The sequence below is a fragment of the Synechococcus sp. W55.1 genome, from assembly GCF_047461655.1.
Taxonomy (GTDB): Bacteria; Cyanobacteriota; Cyanobacteriia; order Thermostichales; family Thermostichaceae; genus Thermostichus.
Window position 1 is genome coordinate 39,893 of sequence record NZ_JANSHN010000004.1, and the last position, 26,461, is coordinate 66,353.

General features: G+C 59.6%; 22 protein-coding genes, 2 tRNA genes and 1 pseudogene. 12 read left to right on the plus strand and 13 right to left on the minus strand.

Going from position 1 to position 26,461, the window contains the following annotated elements:
• Positions 1-18: 18 nt before the first annotated feature.
• Together NW816_RS03140 and NW816_RS03145 are read left to right on the plus strand one after the other, a co-directional pair.
• Positions 19-345: a hypothetical protein gene (locus tag NW816_RS03140; RefSeq protein ID WP_238376924.1), complete on the plus strand. Its 327-nt coding sequence runs from the start codon at positions 19-21 to the stop codon at positions 343-345.
• Between the two features lie 2 nt (positions 346-347).
• Entirely contained in the window at positions 348-569 is a 222-nt protein-coding gene (locus NW816_RS03145) for a hypothetical protein (RefSeq protein WP_414408216.1), read from the plus strand.
• Between the two features lie 45 nt (positions 570-614).
• On the opposite strand, the gene guaA is transcribed toward NW816_RS03145, so the two are convergent.
• Positions 615-2,165: a glutamine-hydrolyzing GMP synthase gene (gene guaA, locus NW816_RS03150; protein ID WP_414331898.1), complete on the minus strand. Its 1,551-nt coding sequence runs from the start codon at positions 2,163-2,165 to the stop codon at positions 615-617.
• Between the two features lie 420 nt (positions 2,166-2,585).
• Between guaA and NW816_RS03155 the strand changes: the two genes are divergently transcribed.
• From NW816_RS03155 to NW816_RS03165, 3 genes are all read left to right on the plus strand, one after another.
• Entirely contained in the window at positions 2,586-3,575 is a 990-nt protein-coding gene (locus NW816_RS03155; protein ID WP_414341740.1) for a hypothetical protein, read from the plus strand.
• Positions 3,572-4,354 (plus strand): 16S rRNA (guanine(527)-N(7))-methyltransferase RsmG, encoded by a 783-nt coding sequence (gene rsmG / locus NW816_RS03160; RefSeq protein WP_414341738.1) that lies wholly within the window; start codon positions 3,572-3,574, stop codon positions 4,352-4,354. The genes NW816_RS03155 and rsmG overlap by 4 nt, the downstream gene beginning before the upstream one ends.
• A gap of 196 nt (positions 4,355-4,550) precedes the next feature.
• The gene (locus tag NW816_RS03165; protein ID WP_414329140.1) at positions 4,551-4,838 is read left to right on the plus strand and encodes an RNA recognition motif domain-containing protein; all 288 of its coding nucleotides are present in this window, start codon (positions 4,551-4,553) and stop codon (positions 4,836-4,838) included.
• A 75-nt stretch (positions 4,839-4,913) separates the two neighbouring features.
• Here the strand turns inward: NW816_RS03165 and NW816_RS03170 are convergent, their stop codons facing one another.
• Together NW816_RS03170 and NW816_RS03175 are read right to left on the minus strand one after the other, a co-directional pair.
• The gene (locus NW816_RS03170; RefSeq protein WP_414408217.1) at positions 4,914-5,747 is read right to left on the minus strand and encodes a metal ABC transporter permease; all 834 of its coding nucleotides are present in this window, start codon (positions 5,745-5,747) and stop codon (positions 4,914-4,916) included.
• Between the two features lie 24 nt (positions 5,748-5,771).
• Entirely contained in the window at positions 5,772-6,533 is a 762-nt protein-coding gene (locus NW816_RS03175) for a metal ABC transporter ATP-binding protein (protein WP_414408218.1), read from the minus strand.
• 63 nt (positions 6,534-6,596) lie between these two features.
• On the opposite strand from NW816_RS03175, the gene NW816_RS03180 reads away from it, so the two are divergent.
• The 4 genes from NW816_RS03180 to NW816_RS03195 all read left to right on the plus strand — a co-directional run bounded on the left by NW816_RS03180 (position 6,597) and on the right by NW816_RS03195 (position 11,587).
• Positions 6,597-7,532 carry a metal ABC transporter solute-binding protein, Zn/Mn family gene (locus NW816_RS03180; RefSeq protein ID WP_414408219.1) on the plus strand — a complete coding sequence of 312 codons (936 nt, stop codon included), beginning with the start codon at positions 6,597-6,599 and terminating at the stop codon, positions 7,530-7,532.
• Between the two features lie 72 nt (positions 7,533-7,604).
• On the plus strand, positions 7,605-9,410 hold the full coding sequence (gene aspS, locus NW816_RS03185) for an aspartate--tRNA ligase (RefSeq protein ID WP_011432789.1): 1,806 nt from the start codon (positions 7,605-7,607) through the stop codon (positions 9,408-9,410).
• Positions 9,411-9,629: 219 nt separating this feature from the next.
• On the plus strand, positions 9,630-10,406 hold the full coding sequence (gene fabI / locus NW816_RS03190) for an enoyl-ACP reductase FabI (protein ID WP_414408260.1): 777 nt from the start codon (positions 9,630-9,632) through the stop codon (positions 10,404-10,406).
• 32 nt (positions 10,407-10,438) lie between these two features.
• Positions 10,439-11,587 (plus strand): AI-2E family transporter, encoded by a 1,149-nt coding sequence (locus NW816_RS03195; RefSeq protein ID WP_414341734.1) that lies wholly within the window; start codon positions 10,439-10,441, stop codon positions 11,585-11,587.
• A 153-nt stretch (positions 11,588-11,740) separates the two neighbouring features.
• Here the strand turns inward: NW816_RS03195 and NW816_RS03200 are convergent, their stop codons facing one another.
• The 3 genes from NW816_RS03200 to NW816_RS03210 form a co-directional block, all read right to left on the minus strand.
• Positions 11,741-12,640, minus strand: coding sequence for a sulfatase-like hydrolase/transferase (locus NW816_RS03200; RefSeq protein ID WP_414408220.1), 900 nt, complete (start codon positions 12,638-12,640; stop codon positions 11,741-11,743).
• Positions 12,628-13,110 (minus strand): LapA family protein, encoded by a 483-nt coding sequence (locus tag NW816_RS03205; protein ID WP_414408221.1) that lies wholly within the window; start codon positions 13,108-13,110, stop codon positions 12,628-12,630. Before NW816_RS03205 ends, NW816_RS03200 begins: the two co-directional genes overlap by 13 nt.
• A 242-nt stretch (positions 13,111-13,352) precedes the next feature.
• Positions 13,353-13,424, minus strand: a tRNA-Val gene (locus NW816_RS03210).
• 156 nt (positions 13,425-13,580) lie between these two features.
• On the opposite strand from NW816_RS03210, the gene NW816_RS03215 reads away from it, so the two are divergent.
• On the plus strand, positions 13,581-14,333 hold the full coding sequence (locus NW816_RS03215) for a segregation/condensation protein A (RefSeq protein WP_414408222.1): 753 nt from the start codon (positions 13,581-13,583) through the stop codon (positions 14,331-14,333).
• Between the two features lie 313 nt (positions 14,334-14,646).
• On the opposite strand, the pseudogene NW816_RS03220 reads toward NW816_RS03215, so the two are convergent.
• Both NW816_RS03220 and NW816_RS03225 read right to left on the minus strand, forming a co-directional pair.
• Positions 14,647-14,937: pseudogene (locus NW816_RS03220) on the minus strand (DUF6679 family protein); the annotation flags it as partial.
• 115 nt (positions 14,938-15,052) lie between these two features.
• Positions 15,053-16,480 carry a folate/biopterin family MFS transporter gene (locus NW816_RS03225; RefSeq protein ID WP_414408223.1) on the minus strand — a complete coding sequence of 476 codons (1,428 nt, stop codon included), beginning with the start codon at positions 16,478-16,480 and terminating at the stop codon, positions 15,053-15,055.
• Positions 16,481-16,938: 458 nt separating this feature from the next.
• On the opposite strand from NW816_RS03225, the gene NW816_RS03230 reads away from it, so the two are divergent.
• Positions 16,939-17,850: an alpha/beta fold hydrolase gene (locus NW816_RS03230; protein ID WP_414408224.1), complete on the plus strand. Its 912-nt coding sequence runs from the start codon at positions 16,939-16,941 to the stop codon at positions 17,848-17,850.
• Here NW816_RS03230 and NW816_RS03235 read toward each other — a convergent pair.
• Positions 17,847-18,302 (minus strand): HHL1-like protein, encoded by a 456-nt coding sequence (locus NW816_RS03235; protein ID WP_414381947.1) that lies wholly within the window; start codon positions 18,300-18,302, stop codon positions 17,847-17,849. The genes NW816_RS03230 and NW816_RS03235 overlap by 4 nt on opposite strands.
• Before the next feature lie 144 nt (positions 18,303-18,446).
• On the opposite strand from NW816_RS03235, the gene NW816_RS03240 reads away from it, so the two are divergent.
• Positions 18,447-18,520, plus strand: a tRNA-Pro gene (locus tag NW816_RS03240).
• A gap of 42 nt (positions 18,521-18,562) precedes the next feature.
• Here the strand turns inward: NW816_RS03240 and NW816_RS03245 are convergent.
• From NW816_RS03245 to NW816_RS03260, 4 genes are all read right to left on the minus strand, one after another.
• Complete coding sequence (locus NW816_RS03245) at positions 18,563-21,154, minus strand: DUF3536 domain-containing protein (protein ID WP_414408225.1); 2,592 nt, start codon at positions 21,152-21,154, stop codon at positions 18,563-18,565.
• Positions 21,155-21,450: 296 nt separating this feature from the next.
• Positions 21,451-22,497 carry a phospho-N-acetylmuramoyl-pentapeptide-transferase gene (gene mraY / locus NW816_RS03250; RefSeq protein ID WP_414408261.1) on the minus strand — a complete coding sequence of 349 codons (1,047 nt, stop codon included), beginning with the start codon at positions 22,495-22,497 and terminating at the stop codon, positions 21,451-21,453.
• A gap of 343 nt (positions 22,498-22,840) precedes the next feature.
• Complete coding sequence (locus tag NW816_RS03255; protein WP_414408226.1) at positions 22,841-25,216, minus strand: phosphoketolase; 2,376 nt, start codon at positions 25,214-25,216, stop codon at positions 22,841-22,843.
• Positions 25,217-25,327: 111 nt separating this feature from the next.
• Positions 25,328-26,443 (minus strand): pentapeptide repeat-containing protein, encoded by a 1,116-nt coding sequence (locus NW816_RS03260; protein ID WP_414408227.1) that lies wholly within the window; start codon positions 26,441-26,443, stop codon positions 25,328-25,330.
• Between the last annotated feature and the right edge of the window lie 18 nt (positions 26,444-26,461).

Consider the following 26,461-nt stretch of genomic DNA (forward strand, 5'->3'; position numbering starts at 1 on the left):
GGTGATGGCCCACTCTCCATGTCCGACATCTTTGTGATGATCCGCAATCAGGCCAACAACGCGCTCACCTCTATCGATGGGATCCCTTTTCTCAGTTTCCTGGAGCGAGAGGGGCAGTTGATTGCAGAAGAAACCATTGAGTTGATCTATGCGGACGCTGGATTTGATGACCTGCCAATTGGAGAATACACTGTGGGGGTACGGCATGAACGGGTGGAACCCCCGAAAGCCACCTGCCCGGTCAGTATTGCCTCTGAGGACGAGGTTGTTTTGGTAACATTTGTTTACCTTGAGCCCGAGCGGGTTCTGCTGACTATTCACGTCTCTGTGGAGAAGAGGTTGTAGCTATGACTGTCAAGGTCATCCCATCGCGCTCGATCAAAGCCTTTCGCTATCGGGTGTTCTGTTTGGGACAGGATCTCTGGAATGCACGGGATCCCATTAGCCGTGCCAACCTCGCTCTGCAACTGGCGGATGCCGCTACGACTTTGGCCCGAATGGAAGTCCAAGCCGCTCAGCCCTTCAGCTCAAGCCCTTCCTATCCCCTGCCGGAAGCTGGCCATAGGTAGCCATCGATCCAGCCGGGAATCGAGGCCAGACGCCAGGGATCCCGCCTACTCCCACTCGATGGTGCCAGGGGGCTTGGAGGTGATGTCGTAAACCACGCGGTTGATGCCGGGCACCTCATTGACGATGCGGTTGGAAATGGTGGCCAAGAGATCGTAGGGAACCCGCGCCCAATCGGCGGTCATACCGTCTTCGCTGGTAACCAGCCGCACCACCACCGGGCAGGCATAGGTGCGCTTATCCCCCATCACCCCCACCGATCGCACTTCCGGCAGCAGCACGGCAAAGGCTTGCCAAAGTTTGGGATAGTAGCCGGAGCGGTTGATCTCCTGCCGCACGATCATGTCCGCTTCTCGCAGGGTTTCCAGCCGTTCTTTGGTAACCTCGCCTACAATGCGGATGGCCAGCCCCGGCCCCGGAAAAGGATGGCGGCCCACAATCTCTTCCGGCAGACCCAAAGAGCGGGCCAGTTGCCGCACCTCGTCTTTGAAGAGCTTGCGCAAAGGCTCTACCAGCTTAAAGCGCAGATTTTCGGGCAGGCCGCCGACATTGTGATGGCTTTTGATCTTGACGGCAATGCGTTCTCCAGTAACCGGATCCACATGGGTATTGGCAGACTCGATCACGTCTGGGTAGAGAGTGCCTTGGGCTAAGTACTCAAAAGGACCCAGCCGCTGGGATTCTTCCTCAAACACGCGAATAAACTCTGCCCCAATTCGTTTGCGTTTTTCTTCGGGATCGGTAACCCCCTGCAACTGCCGGAGAAACCGCTCCTGGCCATCCACGTAGTGGACGGGAATGTGAAATTGCTCTTGGAAAAGGCGCAGCAGCCGCTGGGGCTCTTCCTTGCGCATAAACCCTTGGTCGATGAACACGCAGGTGAGCTGGTCGCCGATGGCCTTGTGCAGCAGAAAAGCCAAAGTAGAGCTGTCTACCCCCCCCGAGAGGGCCAACAGCACCTTCTTATTGCCCACACGGGCACGTACCTCTCGAATGGCTTCCTCCAGAAAAGCTGCCGTTGTCCAGGTGGGCTCGCAACCGCAGATGTGATAGACAAAGTTGCGGATGAGAAAGGCGCCAGCCTCTGAGTGGGCCACCTCCGGATGAAATTGCACCCCGTAGAGACGACGCCTTGGATCGGCAATGGCGGCACAGGGGGTGTTGTCGGTAGAGGCCAAGGTGTGAAAGCCCGGCGGCAGTTCGGTAACCGAATCCCCGTGGCTCATCCACATGATGCTGTTTTCCGGCAGGTTGGTGAGCAGGTCGGTGGGATCCAAAATGTGCAGAGCGGCACGGCCATATTCCCCCTTCTGGGCTGCTTCCACCTTGCCCCCCAACTGCTGCACCATGAGTTGCATGCCGTAGCACACCCCCAGAACCGGGATCCCTAGGTTCCAAATCTCGGGGTCACACACCGGAGCGGCTGGCTCATACACCGAGTTGGGGCCCCCGGAGAGGATAATGCCCTGCGGTTGCAGTTGCCGCAGTTGCTCAGCAGTGGTGCGATAGGAAAGGATTTCCGAATAGACGTGGGTTTCGCGAATGCGGCGGGCAATCAGCTCAGAGTACTGGGATCCAAAATCGAGAATGACGATCATCTGGCGCTGCACTTCGAGGGGGGAAAGGCCGGAACTGGGAGGAGATGCAGAAGGGATCACAAAACCTGGCACAGTGCACAATAAAAAAGCCGGTCCAAGAGACTAGCTTGGCTATGGATACGATGGATACGAAAGAAACATTAAGGGCTCTTCCATGGTAACAGGGGTGGAGAGCTTGCACGCGGCTGCCTGCTCTAAAAAGCCTCTGTCAGGCTTGCCGAGAAAACAGCGCTTCTCGGAGGAGTCTCGCCGAAAAACCGCCTGATGAGCCCCTGAAAAAGCTGGCCACCGGCTGGGCATGACTCCCGCCAACAACGCAATACAGAAGCCAGATGACCTAGCAAAGTTAAGACTTATGATCGTGAAGGAGCGCTCCAGGCCGGTGGGGGTATTGGTAGGGATCCGCAGTGCCATTTTTTTATGTCGATTGTTGCCGAGTCCTTTCAAACCTATCTGCGCCGCCGCCGTCGTCTTCTAGCCCGCCGTCTCAAGCGACAGCAGGGCTGGGTCGTGGTTTTGGCTCTGCTGGCTTTGTACTTGCTCAGTTGGGATGCGCTGGGCGAAGATGGGTCACTATCGCACCTGTGGAGGGGACAACCCCTGTGGCTGGTGTTGATCCCGCTGTTGGGGGGAGGGCTGTACAGCTTGGGCGCCGGGGTGATCTGGATGCTGCGCCAGCGCTGGTCTGCCCAGCTGTTGGCCGAGATGATCAGCTTGCCCCATTTGACTTTGGCTGCCCTGATCTGGCTGGGGTTAGCCGTTTGGGGAGAGCACCTTTCGCCTTTCCTGTTGCGACAAAAAAACCAATTGTTGGCGGGCCTGTTGATCAGTTGGCTGTTGGCCCAGGGGTGGAGTTTTTTCCAGACAGGTTGGGTAGTAGAGGCTGGGCAACTGTGGGCCGACTATCTGCAGGAGCTGCGCGGTTCTGTATTACAGCCCTGCTACCAGCGCCTGGAAACCTGTCGTCTTTCGCTCCATCTTTACCACGCCATTTGGCAAGACCTGCAACTGGAAGAACTGGAGGCCCAGCACCTGATTCAACTGTTGTCTGAGTCGTTGCTGCCGCTGACCCTGCCGCTCAAGGTCTATGCTCAGCGGGTTCACCATTGCTGTCAGCAGTTGGCAGCCCTGCTGGCGCAAATGCAGGAGCGGGTAGAGCGGTTGGAGCAGGTGCTTTTGAATGTAGAGCTGGAGTTGGCCTCTCATCAGTTGCTTCAGGCTCAGCCGCAGCCGATTAACTTGCTGGCGGAAGATTGGGCCAGCTGTCAGGAGCTGGATTTGCAGGAGTTGGTTTGCTTAAACCAAGAGCTGCTGGGCACCGACCGTTCTTTGCAGGGCTTGACCCAAGAGCTGAAAGGCTGGGCCGACAGAGCCATCCCCGCTGGATTGAAACTGGGATCCCTGGGATGAAGAAGGCTGACGCTTCTTCCTCTGAGCCCCCACAGCTCAAGACGCTGTGGGAAAGCTGGCTGGCGGAGCTGGGTTGGCAGCCTTCTGAACAGCAGCAGCAACAACTGCAACAGCTCTATCCGCTGGTGATGGCCGGAAACCGAACCCAGAACCTGACCCGCATCACCGATCCCATCGACTTTTGGGAGAAACACCTGTGGGATTCGCTGCGGGGCCTACGCCTGCTGGGATCCTGGGAGGCAATCCAAGCTCAGCCCTGGCGGGGGATCGACATCGGCACCGGGGCAGGGTTTCCAGGGATCCCGGCCCAAATTGCCCTGCCCCAAACCCGCTTTACCCTGCTGGACAGCACCCAACGCAAGATTGCCTTTGTACAGGACACCTTGCAAAGGCTCTCCCTCACCCAAGCGCGGGCAGTGGCTCAGCGGGCCGAAATTTGGGGGCAAGACCCGCAGGAACGGGGCAGCTATGATATTGCTCTGGCCAGGGCCCTGGCCTCGGCGGAGACCTGCGCCGAGTATTGCCTGCCTCTGCTCAAGGTGGGGGGACGCGCCATCCTCTATCGCGGCCATTGGACCGAGGCAGAAGCCCAAACTTTGGAGCAGGCCCTTGAGCTCCTGGGCGGAAAACTGATCCATGTAGAAGCCTTCACCACACCCCGCAGCCGTGGGGTGCGCCACTGCCTACTGCTGGAGAAAGTAGCCCCCACGCCGCCTCCTTATCCCCGCTCTCCCGGCACTCCCAAACGCCAACCGTTGGGCCAAAGCAATCGCCCATGAAGGTTAGGATCCTGAGTTTCCATCTTGCTACAAAAGCTTCTCCCAATTCTCGGACAAAAAGCTGCAAGGATAGCTTTGCAAATGCCATTGGGAAGACTAAGATGTGGTTGGCATGAGGTTCGGATTGAGCGAATGGTTTAACCAGGTGAGCCTCCGAACTGAACGCTAAAGGGTAAGGTTCGGAGTGTGCTACGCCATGACCATTTTTGTGGGTAATTTGTCCTTCAAGGCCAGCGAAGAAGATCTGCGGCTTGTGTTTGCCGAATACGGCACCGTTAAGCAAATTAAGCTGCCAGTGGATCGGGAGACTGGCCGTAAACGGGGCTTTGCCTTTGTGGAGCTGGAAAACGAAGCTGATGAGCAAAAAGCCATCGACGAGCTGGATGGCGCTACTTGGATGGGCCGGGATTTGAGGGTCAACAAGGCGTTGCCTCGGCAGGCCGGTGCAGGCGGCAGTCGGGATGGCCGCTCTTCCCGCTTCTGAGTTGACTACCTACCGCTTTCTACCCTCTCTCAGATGAGGTTCGAACCAGGGATCCCGACCTGCGATCCCTGGTTTCTAGCGCGTTCCTGAGAACACTCTGCCCAGAAAGGCCAGGCTAAACCAGGCGGAGGCCACCAGGACGATGGCCGGGCCGGAGGCCACATTGAGGTAGTAGCTGGCGTACATCCCCAGCAGGCTGGCGCTCACCCCAAATAGGGATCCCAACAGCATCACCTGGTGCAATCGAGGCACCACCAGATAGGCGGTTGCCGCTGGCGTGATCAGCATGGCCAACACTAAGAGCACGCCCACTGCCTTCATGCTGGCCACCAACGTCAGGGAAGTGAGCACCATCAGCCCCCACCCCAGCCGCTCGGTGGGCAGGCCGGCTGCTTTGGCCCCCAAGGGATCGAAGCTGTAGAAAGTCAATTCCTTGAAGAAGAGGGCCACCAAACCCAACACCAAAAGGGTGATGCCCACCACTGTCAGCACATCGACAGCATTCACCCCCAGGAGGTTGCCGAAGAGGAAGTGGTTGAGATCGACGCGAGCCCGCCGTTGGATCAAAGTGATCAACAGGATCCCCAAGGCAAAAAAGGCCGAAAAGACGATCCCCATGGCTGCATCCGGCTTGAGGGGGCTGGCGGAGCGGATCCATTGAATTAAGAGGGCGCTGAGGAGACCGGCCACAAAGGCTCCCACAAACAGGTTGAGGCCCAGCATGTAGGCAATGGCCAGGCCCGGCAGCAGCGAATGGCTGATGGCATCCCCCAGGAGGGCCAAGCTTTGCACCAGCAGATAGCTGCCCACCACGGCACAGAGAATGCCGACGGCCACCGCCACCAGCAGAGCCCGTTGCATGAAGGCAAAACTTAAGGGATCCGCCAGGCTGTGCCAGAGCCATTCCATAACGTTGTTGACCTCAAACTCTCCCTAGGCAGCTGAGTCCGGCAGCAGGGCTCGGCCATAGGCCCGCTGCAACACCGCTGGCTGCAACACCTCCCGCGGGGATCCCTGGGCAATTAAGACACGGTTGAGGAGGAGCACTTCGTCGAAGTAGGCCCGGGCCTGCCCCAAATCGTGGTGCACCACCATCACGATGTGGCCGGCATCTGCCAGCTCCCGCAACACCTGGAACAAAATAGCTTCGCTGGGCTGGTCGATCCCGGCAAAGGGTTCGTCAAGGGCGTAGATCTCCGCTTCTTGCGCCAAGGCCCGCGCCAGGAACACCCGCTGCTGTTGTCCCCCCGACAGCTTTCCAATGGGGCGATCCCGGTAGGCCCCCATCCCCACCCGCTCCAGGGCTTGAGCAGCCCGCTGCTGCCCCTTTTTCCCGATGCGGCGAAACCAGCCAGCAGCTCTCACCTGCCCCATCAACACCACATCCCACACCGTGGCGGGAAACGACCAGTCGATGGCCGAGCGCTGGGGTACATAGGCCACTTGCTCTCCCCACAGCGCTTGCCCACCGTAGCGCACTTCCCCCCGTTCCAGCGGCACCAACCCCAGCAGCGCTCTGAGAAACGTACTTTTGCCGGCTCCGTTGGGCCCGAGGATGCCCGTGATGCGCCCCGGCGCGATTTCAGCCTGGATCCCTTGCAGCACCCGCAGGCTGCCGTAACGCACCGTCAGATCCCGCACCACCAGGGATCCCCTGGCCGGGCGAAGAGGGAGAGGAGCAGATTGCTTTTTCATTTTGCTTTCATTTTCGAGTAAGTCCAGTGTACCCTAAAGGGGTACCTAAATCATGAAACGATAATGAAAAGTCCTGTCTTCCTTTGGGGGCGGCGCCGTTGGGTAGCGGCCTTCGGCTTGGCGATCAGCAGTTTTCTGGCCCTAGCCGGTTCGGGTTGGGCGCGTCCCCGCGTTGTGGCCACCACCACACTGATCGCCGATTGGGTGGAGCAGGTGGGCCAAGATCGCATCCAGCTCACCAGCCTGCTGCAGCCGGGGATGGATCCCCACATCTACGAGCCGGCACCGGCGGATGGGATGGCCCTAGAGCGGGCAGACTTGGTGTTTTACAACGGCTACAACCTGGAGCCGGGGTTGATGCGCCTCATCGAGGCCACAGCCCAACAGGCGCGGCGGGTTGCCTTGGCCGAGATCCTTGAACCTATTGTTGCCAACGAGGACGGGATCCCCACTCCCGACCCCCACGTGTGGGGCAATGTGGAAAACGTCATCCGCATGGTGGAGCGCATCGCCCAAGAGCTGGCGGAACAGGTGCCTGGCGAGGCGACCTTCTTCCAAACCAATGCTGCTGCCTATCGAGCAGAGCTGGAGGAGCTTCATGCCTGGATTGGGGAGCAAATTCAGACCATCCCCCCTCCCAACCGGGTTTTGGTGACCACCCACGATGCCTTTGCCTACTACACCCAAGCCTACGGTCTAAAAATGGGGGGATCCCTGCTGGGGATCAGCACCGAAGAACAGCCCAGCGCCCAGACTGTGGCCCGGTTGGTGGCCGAGATCCGCGCTCTACAGGTGCCGGCTGTCTTTGCCGAGACCACCCTCAACCCGGCCCTGATCCAAACGGTGGCCACCGAAGCCGGGGTCAAGGTAGCCGAACAGAAACTGTACTCGGACTCTTTGGGGGAGCCAGGCAGCGGCGCCGAAACTTACGTTGCCATGATGCGCCACAACACCTGCACGATTGTGGTAGCCCTGGGCGGATCCCCTGAATGCTCTTGAGAAGCTGAGTCGAGGCAGGAGGTCTGAGTTTTGTATGATAGGGGCTCAGACCCTTGTTCTCTCACCTCTTCCATGCCTGCTGCCATCCATCGCCCGGCCCGCACCCTCTACTGTGGCGAAGTCCGCCCGGCCCACATTGGCCAGACCGTCACCCTCTACGGCTGGATCGACCGCCGCCGCGACCACGGGGGGGTGATCTTTCTGGATTTGCGGGATCGCTCTGGCATTGTGCAACTGGTGGCGGATCCGCAGAAAACTCCGCAGTCATATCCACTGGCGGGGGAAGTGCGCAACGAATATGTGGTGCGGGTAACGGGAACTGTCCAGCAACGGCCCCCCGACTCCTTCAACCCTCGCCTGGCCACCGGCGAGGTCGAGATCTACGCCGAACAGTTGGAAGTGCTCAGTCCAGTCGGCAAGCAGCTCCCCTTCAGCGTCTCGGGAGAAGAAGCAGAGGAAGTGCGAGAAGAGATCCGCCTGCGCTATCGCTACCTGGATTTGCGGCGGGAGCGCATGTCCCGTAACCTGCAACTGCGCCACCGGGTCATCCAGGCCATCCGCCGTTTCCTAGAAGACGAGGAGGGCTTTGTCGAGGTGGAGACTCCCATTCTCACCCGCTCCACCCCAGAAGGGGCCAGAGACTACCTGGTGCCCAGCCGCGTCAACCCCGGCGAGTGGTTTGCCCTGCCGCAGTCGCCCCAGCTCTTTAAGCAGCTGCTGATGGTGGCTGGCGTGGATCGCTACTACCAGATCGCCCGCTGCTTTCGGGATGAGGATCTGCGGGCGGATCGGCAGCCGGAGTTCACCCAGTTGGACATGGAGATGAGCTTCATGGATCAAGAAGGGATCCTGGAGCTCAACGAGCGACTGATCTGCCATATCTTCAAAACTGTCAAAGGGATCCACCTGCCCCGTCCCTTCCCGCGCCTGACCTATGCCGAGGCCATGGCCCGCTACGGCTCCGACAAGCCTGACACCCGCTTTGGGATGGAGTTGGTGGATGTTTCGGAGGTGTTTCAGGGATCCCGATTCAAAGTCTTCGCCAAAGTGCTGGCTGAGGGCGGTTTGATCAAAATCCTGCCAGTGCCCGGCGGCGATGAAAAGATCTCCAACACCCGCATCAAACCAGGCGGGGATCTGTTCAAGCTGGTCACCCAGTATGGGGCGGGCGGCTTGGCCTTTATCCGGGTGCGGCCCGACAGCCTCGATACCATCGGCGCCCTGAAAGAGAGCTTGAGCCCCGAGCAGGAGAAGCGGTTGCTGGATCTCACCCAGGCCAAGCCAGGGGATCTGTTGCTGTTTGGGGCAGGGCCGGCGGCAGTGGTGAACGAGTCTTTGGGCCGGCTGCGGCTGCACCTGGGCCAGGAGCTGGGTTTGATCCCAGAGAACGCCTTGAATCTCCTCTGGATCACCGACTTTCCCATGTTTGAGTTCAACGCCGAAGAAAATCGCCTGGAAGCCCTGCACCACCCCTTTACCGCCCCCCACCCCGACGACTTGGCCGACCTGAAAACGGCGCGGGCCCAGGCTTATGACCTGGTGTGGAACGGCGTGGAAGTAGGAGGGGGATCCCTGCGGATTTACCAGCGGGAAATTCAGGAGCAGGTTTTTCAAGCGATTGGCCTCACCCCCGAACAGGCGCGGGACAAGTTTGGCTTTTTGTTGGAAGCCTTTGAGTATGGCACCCCGCCCCACGGCGGCATTGCCTACGGCCTGGATCGGCTGGTGATGTTGCTGGCCGGGGAAGATTCCATCCGGGATGTCATCGCCTTTCCCAAAACCCAGCAGGCGCGATGTTTGCTCACCGGCGCTCCTTCCAGCGTTGAGGCGAAGCAGCTCAAGGAACTGCACGTTGCTTCCACCTATCAGCCCGGTTGAGGGAGGTATCTTCCAACGACCACGGGTGCTCGATGATTTCGGCACGGGTAACAGGGCTGCGGAGATCCAGCAGACAATATTCCTTTTCAACCAAAAGGACTTTCATTGTGGAAGCCGGGCCTTTTTAACGGGAGTTCAGGAGTGCCTGGGATCCCTTCTCCCAGCCCCAGCTCCCACCTGTGGGAGGATAGAAAGGAATACACCCCTACTTTTTTTGCCATGCTACAGCTGACGGGAAAGAAAGCCTTGGTAACCGGCATTGCCAACGAGCGCTCCATTGCCTGGGGCATTGCTCAGCAACTGCACAAAGCGGGGGCCAGCCTAGGGGTTACCTATCTGCCGGACGAGCGGGATCGCTTCAAAACCAAAGTTCAGCAACTCACGGATCCCTTGCAGCCAGATTTTCTCCTCCCCTGCGACGTGCAAAGCGATCAGCAGATCAGCGATCTGTTTCAGGGGGTAACCGAAAAATGGGGTCAGGTCGATATTCTGGTTCACTGCCTGGCCTATGTCAAAAAAGAGGAGCTGAGCGGCAACTTCAGCGATATCTCGCGGGAGGGGTTTGCCCTGGCCATGGACGTGAGCACCTACTCTCTCATCGCCCTGTGCCGGGCTGCTAAGCCCCTGCTGAGATCTGGCAGCAGCATCCTCACCTTGACCTACTTGGGAGGAGTGCGGGTGGTGCCCAATTACAACATGGCAGCAGTCACCAAAGCGGGCCTGGAAACCTGTGTCCGCTACTTGGCTGCCGAGCTGGGTCCTGCCGGGATCCGGGTGAACGCCATTTCTGCCGGCCCGATCCGCACCTTGGCCTCTGCGGCCATTTCGGATTTTCATGCCATGCTGCATGCTGTGGAGGAGAAAGCCCCCCTGCGGCGCAATATCACTCAGCTAGAGGTGGGCAATGTGGCGGCTTTTCTGGCCAGCGATCTGGCCAGTGGCATTACCGGCCAGGTGATCTACGTGGATAGTGGGTATAGCATCCTGGGTTTTTAAGCGCTTTGGGATCCCTTGGGGATGGCTCCGGCATGAATCGCTTCTCACCCTTGCAGCGGTTGCTGCTCACCTGGATCTTGATCGTCATCAGCGGCTGGCTGGCCATACAGGTGGGTCGGCTGTTTGGGCATTTGCTCACCACCATCCTGACAGCGGCGGTGCTGGCCTTTTTGCTCAACTACCCGGTGCAGGTGCTGCGGCGCTATCGGGTCAGTCGAGGTTTGGCGGTCACCCTGGTCTTTGCTCTCTCGGTGGTGCTGCTGGTCTTGGTGGGGATCGCCGTGGTGCCGGTCTTGGCCAAGCAAGTGGTGCAGCTGGGGGCGCGGATCCCAGAGTGGGTGGACACCTTACAAAATTGGCTCGACCAGATTAGCCTTTGGGCCGCCGAGCGCAACATCAACCTTGGCCAGACGGAGCTGGTCAATACCCTTCTCAACCGCCTGCAGGCCAGCGCCGAGAAAATTGCCGGCCAATCCCTGGATCTCCTTCTGGGTACGTTCAACCAGGTGATCGACTTGGTGCTGGTGCTGGTGTTGGCCCTCTACATGCTGCTCTACGGGGGCCAGTTCTGGCAGGGGTTGCTCAGCCTCTTCCCCAAACCTTGGGGGCCGCGCATTGGCGAAGCCCTAGCCCTCAGCTTTCAGAACTTCCTCATCAGCCAGTTGGTGTTGGGGTTCATCATGGCCCTGATGCTGGTGCCGGTTTTTGGGTTTTTGCGGGTACCTTTCGGGCTCCTGTTTGGCCTGCTGATCGGCCTGCTGGAGGTCATCCCCCTGGTGGGGGGGGTGATTGGCATTGGGGCGGCGGCGGTGTTGCTGGCCTTTCAGGACATTTGGCTCAGCCTTAAAGTGGTGCTGGTTTCCCTGATCGTGCAGCAGGTGAAGGATCGGGTCATCGCCCCCCGCCTGATGGGAGAGCTGATCGGGCTAAATCCAGTGTGGATCTTGATTGCCCTGTTGGTGGGGGCGCAACTGGGGGGCATCCTGGGCGTGATCGTCGCCATTCCCCTCAGCAGTGTGGTGAAAAGCCTTTACGAGATCGCCCGCTCTGCCGACCTGGCCGCCGAAGATGGGTTGGGTTCCGGTGTAAAAGGATCCCCGCAAGGGCTCCGTCCGAGTAGCGCCAACGGCGAACCCCGCCGGGATCCTACCCTGCCCAAGCCGGAGACCCAGCAGATCTAGCTGCTCCAAAAGGGAAGAGGCTCTGCCCATGCGATTCAGGCGATCGCGTTAACCGGCAGGCAAACAGAGGCTCAATCCTGGTAAGCCCAGTTGCTGGGCTATCGATGGCCACCCTTGTCCTCAGGGAGAGGGGCTGGGGGTGAGGGCCTCATCCTAGCGAATCTTGCCCTCGATAAAAGGCACCTCCAGCACTTTTTCGTGGTGGATAGGGCCGTGGCCGAAGTAGCCTCCCTCCCCAAACAGTTCGCCGTGATCGGCTGTAACCGTGATGTAGGTGTTTTTGGGAACCAGGTCGAACAGCTGTTCAAAGATCCCATCCAGGTAGCGCACCGCTTGGATCTGTCGCTGCCGTAGCTCTTCCAACTGGGCCGAATCGAAAAAGGGGATCCCTGCTTCTCCTCCCTCATCCAGGCGCTTCAACACCCCATTGACCCCGGAAATACGAGGCCACAAGCTGGGATCCTCATCGGGCAGTGCGTAGGGATAGTGAGTTTCGCCCACATTCAACAGGTAAAAGCTGGGGCGATCCGGCTCGAAGTGCAACTGTTCCACCATGGCCGCCATATCGTTGTGCTGGGGCATGAGGCGGTAGGAATCGAAATCGCGATTCAGCAGGGTGCTGGGGTTGAGCACAGGCAAAGAGACCATGGCGTGGGTGGTGTAGCCCAGTTGATGCTTCAGCAGCGTCGGCAAGTAGAGATGGGGCAGCAGATGCTTGAACTCAATGGGTTGCCGGGTGCCGAGCCGCTCGTTGTAGCGCAGATAATCCTGCTTGTAGTGCTCGGAAGCAAAAACTTGGGTAGGGCTGGTGTGGGGCAGCAGGCCCATGAGCAGGTTGTAATGGGCAGGAGCCGTCCAGGAAGCATAGCTCCAGCGCTTTTCCAGGGATCCCAGCTTGAGCAGATGCTTGGGGTTGGCGGCCAGCAGGCTGTCGAAGCGGCAACTGTCCAAGACGATCAACAGGTAGTGATTTTGTCCCTGCGGCTCAGGTCGGGGAGCGGGCTCAGGCAAGGAAGCCGCAGAAGAAGATTTCCACCAGTTTAAGAGTCCCATTCTTCCTCCTCGTCAGAGCGCCAGTTGGGAGCAGAAGCATTGCCGACCTCCTCCTCCCGAATGCGTTCCGGCGGGATGTTGGAATAGGAGTATCGGCCTGCGTAGGGATCCGGAGCATATTCTGGCTCTGGCAGATCTTGAGGCAAATAGTGGTCGGGGGGAATCAGCTGGGCTTCCAAAAAGCGAACTCGGTCGCTCAACTGAGTTAACTTACGGATTGCCTGTCGCTGGAACACCCGGTCGTGCAGCCGCCAAGAGCCTACATACAAAAATCCCAGCCCCATCCCTGCTCCATAGGAGGCCAACAGCACCAACGACAAAGGAATCGGGGATCCCGATTGCCCACCCACCACAACCCTTGCCGGGGATCCCCAGTTTTGGGTGAGGAGAATGAGCAGGATCAAGATCCACAGGCCCAGAAGTATGGAGCGGATGTTTCTAAGCACGTCAGCAGGACGGACTCCTTGCATGGCCTCAACCCTATCCCTTACTAGGCTACCATTCTCTCCCTTCTCCACCGGCCCGGCAGCCAAGATGCTGGAAGGCCAGGTGGATTTGCCCGTTGTTGTTCTCAATAGCCATTGGCCCCCTCCCTAGGGTGAGCTCCAGGGAGACCCCGGGGCGGAAAAAGTCGTTTCTAGCCGCCTGTATCTCTCCTCCAGGAGAAGGACTTGGACTGTTGAAGCTCGCTGCAGGAGCAGGTTTGCGGGTATGGGCGGTACAAGATTCGAACTTGTGACCCCTTCCGTGTGAAGGAAGTGCGCTACCACTGTGCTAACCGCCCGCAGATACCACTCTAGCAGCTATCGACTAGAGCAGGATCTCTATATTACCACGTCAGCGATTGAGCCAGAGGATTCGGATCGGCATGGGAGATGGCTAGAGATAGCCGGGATCCGGCCTGAGGGCTACAGTAAGGGTCAGGGAGCTGTGGGGCGCTATGGCCTACTCACCGACCGAAGAGGCAATTGCTCTGCTCATTGATTTGGCAGAACGGGGTGAGATCGACCCCTGGGACGTGCAGGTCATTGAGGTTATCGATCGCTTTCTGGCCCGCATGGCCCCCACCGGCAGCAGCCATGACCTGTCTGAGTCGGGACAAGCCCTGCTCCATGCGGCTATGTTGGTCTACCTCAAGGCGATGGCTTTGGCAGAACCGGAAGCAGAAGAAAGTGAGCCCAGCCCGGTGGAGGTGGAAGGGGATCCCTGGCCAAGCTGGTCTTTGGCGCACTTGGATCGCGTGTTGCAACCCAGGGCAGCGCCACGTCTCCAACGTACCCGGCCTGTCACCCTCAAAGAACTCATCGCCCACCTGCAAGAGCTGGAAACCTTGCTGGAACAACCGCCCGAAGCTGCCCCAAAGCCGCTGGCCCAGCGGATTTCTCGCCAGCAAGCGCTGTCGGCCATCACTCAGCTAGCCCACCCAGAAAACCTTTTGGAAACCACCGCCGAGCTGGAATCTCTGCTGGCTCAACTTTGGCAGCAGGGTCTGACCCAGATCAGCTTTGCCGATCTCCAGCAACACTTTTGCCGAAAAAGCTATCAAAACGCCGGCAGCGGGGCTCTTCACCCCATTCAAATCTTCTGGTCATTGCTGCTGATGGCTGCCCGCTCTCAGGTAGAGCTGTGCCAAGAGGAGTTCTACGGCCCATTGACCATCCAACCCTGCACAACGGGGAGCCTGGTGAGTTAGATCCCGCCCTTGGGATCCCTTCATCTGCCAAGGCGAACTCTAGAGGACTTTCCTGGCCGTGGTTGCTCCATCCACCTCCTGAATCTGAAGATGTTAAGCACTCTTCTGCGCCGCTTGCGCGACCGACGAGATCCGGCAAACGGAGAACTTAGTCTGTGCCTTCAGCATCGTGCCGGGCACGATCCACCCGTTTGAGATCTTCCCCACTCGAGCGCACCGGCAGCTCGGCAGGGGTCTCCCGATCCAGGTAGTAATCTTCTACGAGACGCTCGCTGCTGAGATGATCTTCTCCTTCCGTAGGCAATAGCGGCGGATGCAGCAATTCAGCCGGGGGGCAATCTTCTGAGGTGAGCAAATCTGACGCGCTAAGCATCCCCTTGGGGATGGTGGAAAGGCGCTGAGCAACAGCCCCAATGCTTTCCAGGCGAATCATCTCCTCCCAGGAGCAGATCTCCTCCTCGTCTTCGGTCTCGTAGCGAACCAGGATGGTGTCCCCTTCGATATCGAGGATCTTGGCTCGTTCCAGCCAGCGTCCCTGATCGCGCAGATAGATCCACACATCCTTGCCTTCGCGGCTGAGTTGATAGATCCTACGATGAAGCACGGTCCCCTCCTGAAGTGAAAGATCCGGGTGAGTTGTGGGGGCTACCCAGCTCATCCCTCCATCTTAGCGGCTGGATACCGAGGCTGTATGCCTTTCCCAAAGCCAGACAGAGTCTTTAGGTCGGGTCGGTTTCGGCCAGAGAAACCCCTTCCATCGCCAAGGCTGTCTCCGCCTCTTCTGCCCGCACATCCCGCAAAAAGGATTCCAGAGAGGCATGGGCTTCCGCCTCCAGTTCTGCTCCGCCAAGGGTCATGCTCTCTTCCGGCAGCCAGCCCAAAAACGGCAGGGGCAAGAGGGTGGAAAGGTTGGTCAGGATCAGCAGCAGCCCCAGCCGGCTGAAATCGGTCTCCGTTACCCCCAGCCCATGCATCAGCAGGGATCCCAGCTCTTGGGAGAGAAACCCCGCCAAATTAAAGGCCGACATCAGCAGAGCAAAGAGGGTGGCCTCGATCCCAGGGGGGCAGAGGCGGGCGGCCAAGACCAGCACTGGCATAAAGGCAATTTGTCCTGCCACCGTCAGCACCAGGCTGTCCCCCAAGCTAAACCAATGATCGTCGATGCCCCAATCCCGGTTGAGGTGATAGACCAAGATAAGGCTGGTCAGGCCCAACGCCGCCGAGATCACCGTCATCCAGCCGAACAGGGGCCGCAGTGGGAGCCGCCGCAGGTACACTTGGAAGATCCCTACCCCCAGCAAACTGGCGATGCTGGTAACCAAGCGCACCTGACCCAAAAATTCCGGCCCAAAGCCGAGATCGTTGGTGACAAAGTAAAAAAGAGCCGCATCGGCGCTGGGAGTGGCCTGCCAAACGAACACAAACAGCACCGGCAGCAAAATGCTGGGTTGCCGCAGCGCCCGCCACACCTGCCCCACCTGTTGTTGCAAGGGATCCCAGCCCTGAGACAACACCACCGGTTGATCGGCAATAACCCAAGCTGCCAGAGCGATGAACAACGGCAACAAGGCTGTCAGGCCAAACACCACCTGCGGCGGATAATGGGCCAAGAGCGCTCCTCCCAAATAGGCGGTGAGCAGGGATCCCAAGGCCGTTGCCCCCCAAGTCAAAGATTGCAGCGTGCCCGTCCCCGCCCAGTCACTGCCGTGTACCCGCTCCACCACCAGCGAATCCACGATCACATCCCCCACCGCCACCGCCAGGGATCCCAAAACCATCCACAGGGTGGCCAGACCAGCTGTCGGTGCCCACAGGGCCATCCCCAGCCAAGCCCCACACCCCAGAAGCCCTGACAACAAGAGGTAGGGACGACGCCGATAGCCCGCCACCGGTACGGTATCCGACAGCAGGCCGTAGAGGGGCTTGAGGATCCAGGGGCTCATGGCAACGCCCATCAACGCCGCCACCTGAGACGGGCTGAGGCCCAAGCTATCCTTCAGGTAAAAGCTGGTGGCCAGCCGTGCCAGCCCCACCGCCCCCTGCACAAAGTACACCAAGAGGATTCCGAACAATTCCGGCGTCCAGTGGATATCCCGCAGCGGGGTCAGGGTGGATTGGTGCAGCCGTTGCAGCAGAGGATGAATCATGAGCGGTCGCAGTGTAGCGAGATGTTAGTTGGTGCGGTGTTGCCTTGGCAACAGCAAAACCATAAGAATCTTAACAGTCTCTTCACCTTAACCTGTCCAACTGGCTTCCGGCTCCGACCTCCTTGGACGGGTTGCGCTTCCCAGCGCTCTTTCTGCTCAACCCAGCCGAGCTACAAAATCTACAAAATAATGAGGTCGAAATGAATAATGAGGTCGAAATGAGGTCGAAAGCTGACCCCGGGTGCTATGCCATCCAGCCAAGGGCGGGGATCCCAAGAAGTCCAGCATGCTTTCGTCCCATGTTGACCGGCCCAACCCCACCTCGGCGGCACCTGAACCCGCAACTGCAGCAGCAGGCAGGGCAGTAGAGACGGGAGACAAAGGCATTCCGAAGCTATGATGAACAGGGATGGCTCTGAGTTTCTACCTACATCTTTAACTGGGTCTGTTTTCAGGCTGTGCTGACTGCTTCTTCTGCCGGTTCTGCGGTTGATGCCATTGCTCCTTTTGCTCCCCAAGTCTGGAGCTGGCGCGGACATGCCATTCGCTATGTGGTGCAGGGATCCGGATCCCCGCTGGTCTTGGTGCATGGATTTGGGGCTTCCATCGGCCATTGGCGGCACAACATCCCCGTGATAGCTGGGGCAGGATACCGGGTCTATGCCCTGGATTTGCTGGGGTTTGGCGGCTCGGCCAAGCCTGCTCTCCCCTACACCTTGGATCTCTGGGCGGAGTTGCTGGTGGATTTTTGGCAGCAGCACATTCAGCAGCCTGCTGTGTTTATCGGCAATTCCATTGGTGCCTTGCTCAGCTTGATCATGGCCGCCCGGCATCCCCAGTTAACGGCAGGAGCAGTGTTGCTCAACTGCGCCGGGGGGTTGAACCATCGCTCCCATGAGCTCAGCCCGATTTTCCGCCTTTTCATGAGTGTTTTCACCGCTCTGGCGGCTTCTCCGGTGACGGGGCCGTTTTTGTTCGATCGGGTGCGGCAGCGGCAGCGTATTCGCGCAACTCTGGAGCAGGTGTACCGCAACCCCGCCGCCATTACGGATGAGCTGGTGGAGATTCTCTATGCCCCTTCCTGTGATGTGGGCGCTCAGCAGGTGTTTGCCTCGATTCTCACCGCTCCCCCTGGCCCAACTCCTGAAGCCCTATTGCCTCAGGTGCGCTGCCCGCTGTTGGTGCTCTGGGGAGAGGGGGATCCCTGGACACCCATTCAACGGGGCCGCGGCTTTCAAAACCATGTGCAAGGGATCGACTACCAGTTTCTCCCCATCCCCGATACAGGCCATTGCCCCCACGACGAGCGCCCAGAGGTGGTCAACCCTCTGATTTTGGGCTGGCTGCCCAGGGCCTTTGCGGCGGTCTAAGCTTTTTTGGAGGTTCCTTTGCCGGAGAGGCCCAACCAACCTCGGATTTTGGCCATCCAGACTTGAAGGGGTGAAGGCTGGGGACGGATCGCCACCTGGATCGGCTCGTCTTGGAAGTCCTTGTCCTTGAGGCGAAACCCAAACTCCAGGTCATCTTTCACCTTGCCGAGACGGGGAAACAGCCTGACGGCTGCTTTTTTGAGTTCTTCCTCGTTTTGGAAAATGGCCTGGTGAATGGCGCTGGAACGCCCCACTGCTAGGGATCCCACCGGCAGCCAAGGGTTGGGCTGGCCAGGCGCGGGCTGGCGACGGCGGGCAAAGATGTTGAACTCCGGCATCCCCTTGGCTTTCAGCTCGTCGTACCGTTTGGCGGCTTCCTTGCGCTTGGCAGTGTTGGAGCTGGCCGGTTTTTTCTCAGGCTTGGATTTGCGGAAACCCTTAGACTGACTCATACTTGGGCTGACGAGAGGGGGGATTTTTTGCAGCTTAGCGCAGATCGGATCCCCTTCTCTGCCGGGGATCCCTTGTCATCATTGTTCGTAGCCGGCGTGCTATACTTGTTGAGCTTCGGCGGGCGGTTAGAGGGGCCCGTCAGTCGGGATGTAGCGCAGCTTGGTAGCGCACTTCGTTCGGGACGAAGGGGTCGCAGGTTCGAATCCTGTCATCCCGATGGCTTTAAAGTTCACTGAGCTCTCAACTTAATCTTGGGGGTTTAATTTTGGGGGTGTAGGTGACGCAGCCAGGCATTGACGTTGACCCGAATTCGCTGCCCAATCTGTAAGAGGCGGTGCAGGTTTTCGGCGGAAATGTCTCGGCAATCTTCTTGGGGCCAAGCCGGGCAACGCGGGCCAACTTGACGCTCCAGCGCCGTCAGGTAGAGCTCTTGTAGGCGATCCAGGTTGATGGGCAGGCGCAGGTCTGCGGCCAATTGCAGCCATTCTTCCAGGTTGTAGAGCTGTTCGCTGAAGGTCTCCGGCTCAAAAGCATGGGCAAGGTGCCACATCCCTCGCTGCAGGAGCCGATCCAGAACACGGGCTGCCTCTTCCCGCCGCAACTGGCATCCCAACTGCTCGGCCTCACGCACGATTGCCCGCAATTCCAGCAGATGATCCCGCTTGCCCTCTTCCATTTCCATCGCCCGCAAACTGGTCAACAGGCGTTGGTTGAGGGTGATCTGAGCGGCGGCCAACAACTCTTCCGGGATCGGCAGGCCGTCGGCCCGAAAGGCCATCAAGACCCCGTAATTGTCCAGGTAGGTTTGGCGGTAGAGCTGGGCCAGGCGGTCTAGGGTATCTTGGGTGAGCCAGCGCATCATCTGCTGCCGATCTTCGTCGTCGAGGGCGTTCAGGTCGAAGGTTTCCGGCCCAAACAGATCTTGCAGGATCAGGATCATCTGGATCCGACTGTGGGATCCGGCCAGCAGCCGCGCTTTTATCTGCTCGTAGATGCGCCGCCCGGCAAACGGCTTGACGCCACATTGAAAGTCCCAGCCGCCGAGATGGAGCATGGCGTAGATCAGGTCGTGCTCTTCGCGGGTGGTGGGAAAGGAGAGCTTCACCCGCCCGATGGCCAGCGTCGATCCTCCTATCGTCAGGCGATCTTGATCCACTTGATCCAGCACATATCCCTGGGAACGGGGGATCCCGTTAAACAGGGAAAACATGGCGTGCTGAGCCACCAGCCGTTGCGGGCTGATCAAGCTGGGGCGCACCAAGGCGCAATAGACCCCCTTGCCGTCTCTGTAGAGGTCGAGGTTGCTGGGGGCCTTGCTCAGGCGCTGCAAAAACTCCTCTTCTAGGTTGACATCCGCCACTGCTGCTGCCAACTGGATAGCCCGTGCCGCGTAACGCAGGATCTGCACCCCTTCAGGACGGGATAGCTCCTCGAAAAACCAGCCACAACTGGTGAACATCAACTGGCTGTAGCGCTGCATCTCCAACAGGCGCAGCACTTGCACCCGATCTTCGGCGGTGAGGCGGTGGCTCTGGTGCTCCTGCAAAAAGGCATCGCAGCGCTCCCGATCCAAAATCACCTCGATGTAACGATCCCGCGCCAGCCAGGGATCCCGCAGGTAGGCTCTGGCCTCCGTCTCGTAGATCTCGGCCAGCTGATCCCGCAGCCAGTTGAGGGCCTCCCGCAGCGGTTGCCGCCAGCGTTGGTGCCACCCTCCCACCGCTCCGCAGCCACAGTCTCGCGACCACCGTCCTACCCCGTGGGCGCAGCTCCAGGCGGTGACCGGTTTCAGTTGCACCTCCCAAGTGGGGGGATGTTGGCTGAGAAAATGGCTGTAGTTGCCCACCTGCCAGCCCCGGCGGGGAAATTCCTCGCAAAAGGCATAGGCCAGCGTGCGTTCTACACCCCGCTTGTGGTGGCCAAAAGTCTCGCCATCGGTGGCACAGTTGATCAGATAGGCTTCCCCCTCTTTGTCCGGGCGCAGAGCGGAACGGATCCGCTCCGCCAGAGAGTGAGTGCTGTAGACGATATCCCCAAAGCCCAAGTCACGGGAAATGGGGCCATCGAAAAAGAAAATATCCAAGTACCCCTCCCGATCGGGGGTAAAGCAGCGGTAGGGCCGACGGGGATCGATCTGGCCTTGGCTAACGTCGATCCACTCCGTTTGTCCCAAGGGGCGAATGCGCTGCGCTTGGCTGGGGGCCAAAATGACGAAGCGGATCCCACATTCGACCAAGGCCGTGACCGTTGCTGCATCGATAGCGGTTTCGGCCAGCCACATGCCCTGGGGATGGCGCCCGAAGCGGTGTTGGAAATCGGCAATTCCCCAGCGGATCTGGGTGTACTTGTCTCGCTCGGTGGCCAGGGGCAGGATGACGTGGTTGTAGACTTGGGCGATGGCATTGCCATGACCCTCCAGCCGCTCAGCGCTGAGACGGTCGCCGGCCAAAATGCGTTGGTAAACTTCAATGTCATGCTCCTCTAGCCAAGAGAGGAGAGTAGGGCCGAAGTTAAAGCTCAAGAATTCATAGTTGTTGACAATGCGCACCACCCGTCCCTGGTCGTCCAGAACGCGGGCAAAGGCGTTGGGGCGGTAACATTCCGCCCAAATGCGTTCGTTCCAGTCGTGAAAGGGGCTGGCGCTCGGCTGTCGCTGAATGCGGTTGAGGCAGGGATCCTCCCGAGGCGGCTGATAAAAATGGCCGTGCAACACCACGTACGGCCGCGCAGAGGAAAGCTCAGCAGCACCTGCCGGAGAAGGAGCCGCTTGCATCGGCGGGTCGGAGACCGAATCGCTGTGCCCTGACTGTGCCGCTGGCCTATCGGAATTTTTGGAGCCACTCGGCATCATGAGATTACACTCCTTATTAGAGGCCTCCAACTGGGTTACAGGGGAAGGCAATGTTAACTTAAGTTCATATCCATACGTTACAGCGATCCCCGATCTGCAACGGTGAATGTAAAAGATTCAGTTGGAAATTTGACAGGGAACAAACATCGGTCAGTAATCTTTGCGTTTTCCTCACAACAGAAGGGATCCCGGGACTTAGCGGGTGGGGGCCGATCTGCCGGTGGCCATTTCCCACGCCGAACAACCCGTTTGAGGTCAGGCCCCCATTGGAATCCCGGTGGATCCCCAGCTCGAACTCACATTCCGGTCCAGTGCCACCAGGCCCAGCCCAGCCCCACCAGCAGCGCCGTTACCCCGTAGAAGGATCCCACCACCTGCACCTCCGACCAGCCCCCCAGCTCCAGATGGTGGTGCAAGGGCGACATGCGCAACAGCCGTCTGCCTGTGCCGGTTTTGCGTTTGGTGTATTTGAAATAGCCCACCTGCAGCATCACCGACAGCGCCTCTGCCACCAGCACTCCCCCCATTAGGGCCAAGGCCCAGAGCTGATCCCCCAGCAGCGCCAACCCGGCCAGAGCGCCCCCCAACCCCAGGGATCCGGTATCGCCCATGAACAGCCGCGCCCGGTGGTGGTTGTGAACCAGGAACCCCAAGCAGGCACCGCTCAGGGTGAAAGCCAACACCGATAGCTCTGGATCCCTGTGAAGGAGCCCCAGCCCAATCAGCAGGATGGCCACCACCCCTGCCGCCAAGCCGTCCATACCATCGGTGAGGTTTACGGCATTATTGGTGCCCACCAACACAAACAGGGCCAAGGGCCAGAACAGCCAGCCCAGAGAGAGGGTGCCTATCCCCGGCAAGGTCAGACTGGTCGGGATCCCCTGCCAGGCCAGGTAGACACAAAACCCAAGGGCAACTCCCACCTGGAGCAACAGCTTGTGTTGGGGAGACAACCCCTTGTTGGATTGCTGTCGGATCACCAGCCAATCGTCCAGCCAGCCGACAAAGCTGTAGGCCAGCGTGAGCAGCGCGACGGCCAGCCAATGGGGATCCCAGCCGTTCGCGTAAGCGGGCCGTAGGCCTTTCCAGATCCCGGCCACCAGTAGCCCCACGGGCAAAAAGCTGATCCCGCCCATGGTGGGTGTGCCTGCTTTTTTCTGGTGGGATTGGGGCCCCTCCTGGCGGATCACTTGCCCCGCCTTCCAGCGCCGCAACCCAGGGATGAGCAGGGATCCCAGCAGGGCCGAACCCAACGCGCTCAATCCAAAAGGAACGACCACCTGGGGGCGGATCCCGATCACAAGGGTCGAGAGGGCCAAACCCAGCCCCAGCGAGAGCGCCATCCCTCCCCACTCCGTCTCTTCCACCTCCAGATCGGGAAGTGTATCCGCATCCACTCTTTCTGAACCCCTCACACTCTCAACCTCTAGACTTCAGAAAACTCCGGCAGGCAGAGCCCAAGAAAACTCTATCCTGCCAGAGCTCAGAGGCGAAAGCTATGGTGATTTCAGGTTAGGGTGAGATGCCTAGGCTACGGAGAAAAGCCCCATAGCTCTATGCATTATTGCTCCGCAACGCTGACGCGACGACGCGACTGCGGGACGACGCGATGACGGAACCAACGTTTTCGGTGGGGGTGCGGTGTCCCAGTTTGAATTGAAATGGCCATAGTTGGTGGGGATCCCTTCAGTAGGGCCACTTCCAGTTGCGCACCTCCGGCAGATCTTCTCCATGCTCGCGGATGTAGTGTTTGTGCTCCACCAGCTTGTCTTGGATGATCTGCTTGATGTGGGCCCGCTCGTACTTGAAGCGCTCCACCCGATCCAACACATCATCGGCCAAGCTGAAGCGATCCACCTCGTTGAGGACACACATGTCGAAGGGGGTGGTGGTGGTGCCCTCCTCCTTGTAGCCGCGCACGTGCAAGTTGTGGTGGTTGGGGCGACGGTAGGTGAGGCGGTGAATCAGCCAGGGATAGCCGTGGAAGGCAAACACGATGGGCTTGTCCGGCGTGAAGATGCTGGCGTAATCCACATCGCTGATGCCGTGGGGGTGTTCGCTGGGCGGCTGCAGCTTCATCAAGTTCACCACATTCACCACCCGGATCTTGATCTCCGGCAGGTGCTGCCGTAGGAAGTCCACCGCCGCCAGGGTTTCCATCGTCGGCACATCGCCGCAGCAGGCCATCACCACATCCGGCTCTGAACCCTGATCGTTGCTGGCCCATTCCCAGATGCCCAAGCCCTGGGTGCAGTGCTTGATGGCCGCATCCATATCCAGGTACTGCAGGGCCGGCTGTTTGCCTGCCACGATCACGTTCACGTAGTGGCGACTGCGCAGACAGTGGTCGGCCACCGAGAGCAAAGTATTGGTATCCGGGGGCAGGTAGACGCGGATGATTTCGGCCTTTTTGTTGACCACGTGATCCAAAAAGCCGGGATCCTGGTGGCTGAAGCCGTTGTGATCCTGCCGCCACACATGGGAAGTCAGCAGGTAGTTGAGGGAAGGAATGGGCCGCCGCCAAGGAATGTGCCGGGTGGTTTTCAACCATTTGGCGTGTTGGTTGAACATCGAGTCCACCAGGTGGATGAAGGCTTCGTAACAGGAAAAGAACCCGTGTCGCCCGGTCAACAGGTAGCCTTCTAGCCAGCCCTGACAGACGTGCTCGCTGAGGATCTCCATCACCCGTCCATCTGGGGAGAGGTGCTCGTCGCAATCGTAGATGGGAGCTACCCAGGTGCGGTCGCTGGCCTCAAACACAGCATCCAAGCGGTTGGAAGCGGTTTCATCGGGGCCAAAGAGGCGGAAGTTGTGGGGGTTGAGCTTCATCACATCCCGCAGAAATTGCCCCAGAACTCGGGTGGCTTCGGCTTCGGTGGTGCCGGGGCGGGGGACAGGCACGGCGTAGCGACGGAAATCCGGCATTTTCAGCTCCCGCGTCAGCAGGCCGCCGTTGGCGTGGGGCAAAGCCCCCATGCGTTTTTCCCCTTTGGGGGCCAGCTCTTGCAGCTCCGGCAGCAGACGGCCATTTTCATCGAAGAGTTCTTCCGGCTTGTAGCTGCGCATCCAGTCCTCCAGAGCCTTGAGGTGCTCCGGTTTTTTGGCCAGATCCGCCAGGGGCACTTGGTGGGAGCGCCAGAAATCTTCCACCTTTTTGCCGTCCACCTCTTTGGGGCCGGTCCAGCCTTTGGGGGTGCGCAGGATGATCATCGGCCATTGGGGACGAGTGGGATCCCCTTTGCTGCGGGCATGCTGCTGGATTTCTTGGATCTCGTGGATCACCGTGTCCAAAGTGGCGGCCATCAACTGGTGCATCTCTGCCGGCTCGCAGCCTTCTACGAAGTAGGGTTTGTAGCCGTAGCCCACAAACAGATTTTGCAGCTCGTCACGGCTGAGGCGGGCCAAAACGGTGGGATTGGCGATCTTGTAGCCGTTCAGGTGCAGAATCGGCAGCACTGCTCCGTCGTGGATGGGGTTGAGGAACTTGTTGGAATGCCAGGAAGCGGCCAAGGGGCCGGTTTCCGCTTCTCCATCCCCCACCACACAGGCCACCAGCAGATCGGGGTTATCAAAGGCAGCCCCAAAGGCGTGGGCCAGGGCATAGCCCAGTTCTCCCCCCTCGTGGATGGAGCCAGGGGTTTCCGGAGCCACGTGGCTGGGCACGCCGCCGGGGAAGGAGAATTGCTTGAAGAGCTTGCGCATGCCTTCGGCGTCTTGGCCGATGTTGGGATACACCTCGCTGTAGGTGCCTTCCAAGTAGGTGTTGGCCACCAGAGCAGGGCCACCGTGGCCGGGGCCGGTGATGTAGAGGATGTTGAGGTTTTCCCGTTTGATGATGCGGTTGAGATGCACGTAGATGAAGTTCAACCCGGGTGTGGTGCCCCAGTGCCCCAGCAGGCGTGGCTTCACATGTTCCAGTTTTAGGGGTTCTCGCAGCAGCGGGTTGTCCATCAAATAGATTTGCCCGACCGACAGATAGTTGGCGGCCCGCCAGTAGGCATCCATTTTGCGAAGCTCGTCGGCGGTGAGCGGTTTTGTCGAGAGCTGTTCTGCCAGAACCATAGCTGTACCCCATAGGTATCTCTACTCCTATGGTGATCCGGGTTTGCCCAATTGCCGGGGGATCTTGGGATTCCTTTGGATTTGGCTCATTGGGTGAGCGGTAGGCACCTGTTACCACCACCAGGGCTTGATCGGGGTGCCGTCGGGAAAGATCAGGCCGGCAATCCGGGATCCGCTGTGCTTTAACCCTTCGATCTGAGCTCCTTCCAGGTTGGCTTGGGTTAGGTTGGCCCCGCTGACATCGGCCCGCCGCAGGTTAGCCCCCTGAAACTGGGCCTGACGCAGCTCGGCGCCGCTGAGATTGGCCCCTTCCAGGTCGGCATTTTGCAAGTTGGCCCCCCGCAAGTCCGCCCGCTGTAGGTTGGCTCCCCCCAAGTCCGCTCCCTCCAGGTTGGATCCGCGCAGATCGGCCCGGTTCAGATCCGCTCCCCTCAGCCGGATCTGACAGAGCACCAGTTCTCGCAGATCGGCTTTGCTCAGGTCTTGGCCGGAGAAATCTTGCCCCTGTCCCCCCCAGTTTTGCAACTGCCAAATGTGGCGCACCCGTTCTTCCAGGTGGGTCTCTTCCGAAAGCTGGGATCCCCGCAGGCTGGTGCCGCTGACCTTGGCCCCTCTGAGGTCGGATCCCCGCAGGTCGGCTCCCTGTAAGTCGGCTCCGCTCAGCTTGGCCCCTTGCAAATCCGCTTGGCGCAAATCCGTTTGCCGCAGCCGGGCGCCGTTGAAGTTGCAAAAGCGCAAGTTGGCCCGCCTCAGGTTGGCCTCCCACAGGTTGATCCCCCCCAGCCGTGCTTCTTGAAGGTCGGCTCCCTCCAGGTCTGCATAGGCAAAATCCCGCTCCCCCCGCCGATAGGCCACGATCACCCCTTGCGCTCCCCCCACCGGGCGAAAAGGGCTGTAGGTGCGACAGGCCCGTTCTGCCTCCGGCTGGCCAAGCTGAGACAACAGCCGCCAAGCTGCCAAGCGGACTGCCCAAGAGCTATTGCCGGCGAGGGCTTCAATGAGTTCGGCCAGGCCCGCCGACCCGTACTGCAGCAACTGGGGCAGGGTGGCCAAGCGCACGGCTTCATCGCTGTGGGTGAGTCGTCTCCGCGCCCCCTCGATACCTCCCAACACCAAGGCGTGGGCAGGGGCGCTCCCGGTTGCCATTTGCCCCCCCAACACCAGATCCCAAGGTTGGGGCCGGGATCCCTGGCCAGTTCTGACAGCCGGCTGAGGCTTACCTACCATGGGCGGATGCCGATGGGC

Bases quoted from the DNA above. Each gene is read 5' to 3' on its own strand.
- NW816_RS03195 (WP_414341734.1), top strand. From the start codon at position 10,439: ATGAATCGCTTCTCACCCTTGCAGCGGTTGCTGCTCACCTGGATCTTG.
- NW816_RS03215 (WP_414408222.1), top strand. From the start codon at position 13,581: ATGGCCTACTCACCGACCGAAGAGGCAATTGCTCTGCTCATTGATTTG.
- mraY (WP_414408261.1), bottom strand. From the start codon at position 22,497: ATGGCGCTCTCGCTGGGGCTGGGTTTGGCCCTCTCGACCCTTGTGATC.
- NW816_RS03255 (WP_414408226.1), bottom strand. From the start codon at position 25,216: ATGGTTCTGGCAGAACAGCTCTCGACAAAACCGCTCACCGCCGACGAG.
- rsmG (WP_414341738.1), top strand. From the start codon at position 3,572: ATGAAGAAGGCTGACGCTTCTTCCTCTGAGCCCCCACAGCTCAAGACG.
- guaA (WP_414331898.1), bottom strand. From the start codon at position 2,165: ATGATCGTCATTCTCGATTTTGGATCCCAGTACTCTGAGCTGATTGCC.
- NW816_RS03165 (WP_414329140.1), top strand. From the start codon at position 4,551: ATGACCATTTTTGTGGGTAATTTGTCCTTCAAGGCCAGCGAAGAAGAT.
- NW816_RS03225 (WP_414408223.1), bottom strand. From the start codon at position 16,480: ATGATTCATCCTCTGCTGCAACGGCTGCACCAATCCACCCTGACCCCG.
- aspS (WP_011432789.1), top strand. From the start codon at position 7,605: ATGCCTGCTGCCATCCATCGCCCGGCCCGCACCCTCTACTGTGGCGAA.
- NW816_RS03200 (WP_414408220.1), bottom strand. From the start codon at position 12,640: ATGGGACTCTTAAACTGGTGGAAATCTTCTTCTGCGGCTTCCTTGCCT.
- NW816_RS03180 (WP_414408219.1), top strand. From the start codon at position 6,597: ATGAAAAGTCCTGTCTTCCTTTGGGGGCGGCGCCGTTGGGTAGCGGCC.
- NW816_RS03260 (WP_414408227.1), bottom strand. From the start codon at position 26,443: ATGGTAGGTAAGCCTCAGCCGGCTGTCAGAACTGGCCAGGGATCCCGG.
- NW816_RS03205 (WP_414408221.1), bottom strand. From the start codon at position 13,110: ATGCAAGGAGTCCGTCCTGCTGACGTGCTTAGAAACATCCGCTCCATA.
- NW816_RS03155 (WP_414341740.1), top strand. From the start codon at position 2,586: ATGTCGATTGTTGCCGAGTCCTTTCAAACCTATCTGCGCCGCCGCCGT.
- NW816_RS03145 (WP_414408216.1), top strand. From the start codon at position 348: ATGACTGTCAAGGTCATCCCATCGCGCTCGATCAAAGCCTTTCGCTAT.
- fabI (WP_414408260.1), top strand. From the start codon at position 9,630: ATGCTACAGCTGACGGGAAAGAAAGCCTTGGTAACCGGCATTGCCAAC.
- NW816_RS03245 (WP_414408225.1), bottom strand. From the start codon at position 21,154: ATGATGCCGAGTGGCTCCAAAAATTCCGATAGGCCAGCGGCACAGTCA.
- NW816_RS03170 (WP_414408217.1), bottom strand. From the start codon at position 5,747: ATGGAATGGCTCTGGCACAGCCTGGCGGATCCCTTAAGTTTTGCCTTC.
- NW816_RS03235 (WP_414381947.1), bottom strand. From the start codon at position 18,302: ATGAGTCAGTCTAAGGGTTTCCGCAAATCCAAGCCTGAGAAAAAACCG.
- NW816_RS03175 (WP_414408218.1), bottom strand. From the start codon at position 6,533: ATGAAAAAGCAATCTGCTCCTCTCCCTCTTCGCCCGGCCAGGGGATCC.
- NW816_RS03140 (WP_238376924.1), top strand. From the start codon at position 19: ATGTCCGACATCTTTGTGATGATCCGCAATCAGGCCAACAACGCGCTC.